The organism is Aeromonas sp. HMWF014, assembly GCF_963878295.1.
GTDB classification, from domain to species: domain Bacteria; phylum Pseudomonadota; class Gammaproteobacteria; order Enterobacterales; family Aeromonadaceae; genus Aeromonas; species Aeromonas popoffii.
Map to the genome: position 1 here is coordinate 1 of NZ_CAWNYS010000271.1, position 4587 is coordinate 4587.

Genomic DNA, 4587 nt, shown 5'->3' on the forward strand with positions numbered 1-4587 from the left:
ATTGGGTACTATAGGCCTGTTTAGCCTTAGGCAAAGAACACAAAGCACTGCATCGAGTGAAAACAGTGAGATGATATATGATACAGACTTTTTCGGGAATGAATTATAAAGCTTTTGATGAATTTTCAATGGATATAAAACCATTAACAATCCTTTTAGGGGCAAATAGTTGCGGGAAAAGTTCAATAATAAATGGGCTTTTGATGTTTTCCCAAACAGCGGACTCCGTATCATCGTCTGAGTCGCCATTGAAAATAAATGGTATGCAGATTGGAATGGGGGACTCTCTGAATATTATAAAAAATAAGAACCCTGATAACAAACTTACCTTTTCATTCTCCTTCAATCCAGAGGGTTCAAGAAAACTAAAATCACAACTGGCGGGTCTAAAGCATACCACGATTGATAATTACCTGTCTCTGGCTAGATATATAGCAAGGGTTTCTAGGAATTATATTTCGACAAATGACGACATAACAAGATTGATCTATGACAAAGTGGAGTATTTTTTCTATCCGACGGAAAGCTTTAACTCCAGCGAACTTAAAGATGTGCAAAAATCGCTTGTTCATACATTTTTTAAATATAGAGAAAATGAAAGTAAGATAAAGGCTAACGTAAAGTCTACCCGTTTACTTTCGACAGTTGATATGCTTTCCATTTCTAGCCTTAAAGATTGTTTCAATGCACTATCAAATTGGACAATAAACAATATTACCCCAGTAAAGATAACGTACGAGTTTTCATATTCAAAGGGGGATAGTGGCGTAGTCATTTCTAAGTTCAAATGCACAAACAAAGTAGGGAAGATAATTATTTGTGTAGAGAGGAAGCATAGTCGGGTGAAGATTTCTTCCGATGTATTTGAAGATAGGCCGCTCGCTCGCGCCAAAACTGAAATATTAAATGGAGTTAACTTTAATAGTTTCTCATTCATCAGTGCTGTCAGAAAAGATGAGAAATCATTTCCGATGCAACCTCTAGGAAAAGATCCATATGCATCATTGATATTAAAGATGATTGAAATGTCTACCTCTAACCTCATATCATCACTATCTGGGATAAATATAAATCACGTTAGTCCATTACGTGCATTTCCACAGCGATATTATTTGTTAGATAAATCAGCTCAGCATGTAAAGTTAAACTCTCTTGATGGCTCAGAGTTAGCTGAAATTCTGAAAAAGCACCCCATTATTAGAGATAAAATAAATCTTCTTCTTGCTCAATTTAACATTGCAATTGAAATAGAAAAAGTTAACGACATTATACATAAAATAGTGGTAAACCAAGACACTGTTCATCTTGAGCTAACCGATGTGGGTTTTGGGATTTCACAGGCTCTCCCAATATTAGTGCAGGCATATCTCTCCCCTAAAAATTCCATAACAATTATTGAACAACCAGAAATACACCTCCATCCTAAAATGCAGGCGTGGTTGGCGGATGCATTAATATCAATAGCGATTTATGATGAGAAAAAATTTATCATTGAAACTCATAGCGAGGCATTAATTAGACGGGTCAGACTAAGGATAGTAGATCCTGAAAATAAGCTGACAGTAGATGATGTCAATATATATCATGTCGAAAAGAAAAAAATCAACCAGGATTCGTCACAATTAACTAGAGTTGAAATAAATGAACTTGGGGATATAGAATGGCCATCAGGATTCATGGATGTTGAAATTAATGACACTCTTATGATCCAGAAAATGAAATTTGAAAATTATAAGAGAGCACACTAATGCCCAGTGCCCTATGTTTATGTCCTGAGTTCGTCAGCAATAACATTCAGGATCCTTGTGCTTATGCAAGCATTTTTATCGGAAATATAATAAATACAGATTGCCAGATAATTATAGACTCATCTGGTCGGTTAGAATATGAATATACCAATGCCGTTAAAGATAACGAAACTGCATTTGAATTCTATAAGGCTTGGTGGGGTGTTCTTTCGTCCACAAGGGATGGTAAAGTATTGCCGGTAAACGTTAATGCAGACGGCAGTAAAAGCTATTTTGATGTGGTCTATGATGTGATATCAGTTGCAAATACAACGTTCAATAAATCTATCGTTGCTCATAGCAATAATGATTATGGACAATATATTTCTGAGTTGAGGAGGCAGCGAATAGATTTAATTAACCTTCAAAACATACCATCATACACGTTACCTAATCTTAATAAAAAAGCCGTGACATTTGATGGTGTAGATAAGGACCTTGAATGGGTACTTCATCGCCTAGTTAGGGCTCATGGAGTCGGTAATTCTGAAAATGAAAAGAATGATTTCATTAGAAATATGATGTTGGCAAAAGATTATTTTATCATTGATCAAACAAGAGAGGGGGACTCTGCTACTGGTATTGATGCGGGTGAAATAGACCTTTTGATTAATGATGAATATGGATACTTGTTTACTATCATTGAGGCGTTGAAGTTATCATCTGTTGAATCAAATAAAATAAAATTTCACTATGAAAAACTTTTGAATAATTATAATCCGCTGGCCATCAATAGAACTTTTTTGGTTTCGTATTTTGATGGGGATAATTTTTTGTCTTGGTGGGAAAAGTATAAAACATTGGTGGAGGAGCTGAGTCCGGAAGACATTGGTCTACCTGATTCAGTAATAACAAATGGAGTTGAGGAAATAGCAACTAAATTCATTCACATGAAAAAATGTGTGCACCACTTTTTAGATAATGGCAGGGCGTTTTCATGTATACATTATGCAGTTAAAGTGGCTAGTCGCAGAAAATAAAGCCATACCTATAGAATAAAAACATACCTCACTTGGCTGGTGAGGTATGTTTTAAATGTAAATTATCAGATGCTATTTGTTGTATTTTTTTACAAAAGACACTTATTCTCACGGTTAACATATACTTTTATCGCTGCTTAAATGCAAGATTGATGGTTCGCTTAGGTTGCGAGTTCAACATGTGAGATTCTTGGTACTTGTCATATATAAAACGATACGTAGGTATAACAGCATCTGCGCTCTTTTACTCCCGCTTATACGCTCTCTTTGCCATTTTTTTAAAATCAAGATACCGAAAAATTAAGACTTATTGAACATACAAATAGCGGAGACGTTACCATAAATTCCCCTACAAGGCCATTAAGTAACATCTATAACGTAGCTAAGAGCATTTCCATCTACATAGTTGAGGGTGAGCCTTGGACCCCGAGAAGAAGTCATGGACAGAGCTGCGCCACGGAATTCGCGCTCTTCCGCTCCCGCCTGCGTGCTCCGTATAGAAAAATTTTTCCAAAAATGGATAGCTGTAAAACCCTATGCCAGAGCCCGCCAGCGCTGGGCTTGGCGGCTAAAATCCGAACTGAAAACAGTGAACATGCTTTCACTGTTTTACCGTTTTTGATGTGTTGTGATGGCGCCGGGGATAAAAAGGCAATAAAAATGCCGCCCGTAGGCGGCATCTGGTAAACGCGGATATTAAATCAGGAAGTCATCCAGGCTCTTGCCTTGCTCAACTTGCGCAGCGATGGCCTTTGGCATACGACCCTGACCGGTCCAGGTTTTTTCCTGGCCATCTTCTTGATATTTGTATTTGGCCGGGCGTGGTGCTCGTTTGGCCTTATTGCCAGCTTTGGCTGATAAGACTGGGGCTGCGTGACTGACCAGGTCACGGGGGTCGACACCGGCTTGTTTCAGCAGCTCGGAGAACTCAGCAAGCTTACGTTGATGCTCTGCTTGCTCGGTACGCTCTTTCTCGGTGGATTCAAAGCGCTCTGTATAAACCTGCTCGAATTTTTCTTTCGCTTCTTCCAGCTGTTCAAATGGCAGCTCGCGTAGGGCCACACGAAGACTACGGATGTTCAGCAGTGTTTTAAGAAATTCGTTCATGGCATCCCCATTAAATGGCTGATTAAGGTGATCATCAATTTCAGGGGGAACATACCATAAAAAATTGGAATGTATATATAAATGTTATTCGGATAATGGGGAAATAAAAAATACTGGCCCAGTGGCGTGGGTAAAGTAATGTTTTTCATCTTGCCCATGACACAAGGGGGCAAGCGCAGCGGCGCCACATGGGTTATCAGGTTTGCGTTGATGAGAGAATTTCCGACGAGACGGGGCTTTGCTCATCTGCTCTCAATGTGGTTAACGGGTGGATATTGCATGAAACAAATCCGTTTGTTTCATTTCATGACACTCGTTTTAAAAAACAGCGCAGGGTGTTTTTTTAATGGCTCACATCATCTGGCGATCAGGTCGGCGATCAGGCCAGCACTCAGGCCGGCACTATGGCCAGCACCAGACAGTCGGGTTCGCTGATGCGAAAGCGCACGTTGAGATCGAACAAGCGTACCCCGTACTCCTTGTCGTCCGGCTTGCCCTTCTTGTAGGCAGGACGGGGATCCTGGGCCAGCACTTCGCTCACCAGCAGGCGCAGCTCGGGATGGGCCTTGAGCCAGGGTTGCAGCTGTTGCTCCGCCTCCGGGCTAAAGCGCACCGCCAGCGGCGGGGTGGGGGCATGGGGGGCAAAGCCACCACGGGCATCAGGCAGGCTGTCGGCATAGGGGATATAGGGCTTGATGTCGACGATGGGGGTG

Annotated in this window: 3 protein-coding genes and 1 pseudogene; 2 read left to right on the forward strand and 2 right to left on the reverse strand. The window is 40.6% G+C overall.

The window, feature by feature from the left end; genetic code table 11:
• The first annotated feature begins 77 nt into the window (after positions 1-77).
• Entirely contained in the window at positions 78-1748 is a 1671-nt protein-coding gene (locus AAC083_RS11175) for an AAA family ATPase (RefSeq protein ID WP_258224662.1), read from the forward strand.
• Complete coding sequence (locus AAC083_RS11180; protein ID WP_146181656.1) at positions 1748-2767, forward strand: hypothetical protein; 1020 nt, start codon at positions 1748-1750, stop codon at positions 2765-2767. The genes AAC083_RS11175 and AAC083_RS11180 overlap by 1 nt, the downstream gene beginning before the upstream one ends.
• 696 nt (positions 2768-3463) lie before the next feature.
• Here AAC083_RS11180 and AAC083_RS11185 read toward each other — a convergent pair.
• Both AAC083_RS11185 and AAC083_RS11190 read right to left on the reverse strand, forming a co-directional pair.
• The gene (locus AAC083_RS11185) at positions 3464-3874 is read right to left on the reverse strand and encodes an H-NS family histone-like protein (protein WP_042036308.1); all 411 of its coding nucleotides are present in this window, start codon (positions 3872-3874) and stop codon (positions 3464-3466) included.
• A gap of 391 nt (positions 3875-4265) precedes the next feature.
• A pseudogene (locus tag AAC083_RS11190) lies at positions 4266-4587 on the reverse strand (tRNA (N6-threonylcarbamoyladenosine(37)-N6)-methyltransferase TrmO); the annotation flags it as partial.

Bases quoted from the DNA above. Each gene is read 5' to 3' on its own strand.
- AAC083_RS11175 (WP_258224662.1), top strand. From the start codon at position 78: ATGATACAGACTTTTTCGGGAATGAATTATAAAGCTTTTGATGAATTT.
- AAC083_RS11180 (WP_146181656.1), top strand. From the start codon at position 1,748: ATGCCCAGTGCCCTATGTTTATGTCCTGAGTTCGTCAGCAATAACATT.
- AAC083_RS11185 (WP_042036308.1), bottom strand. From the start codon at position 3,874: ATGAACGAATTTCTTAAAACACTGCTGAACATCCGTAGTCTTCGTGTG.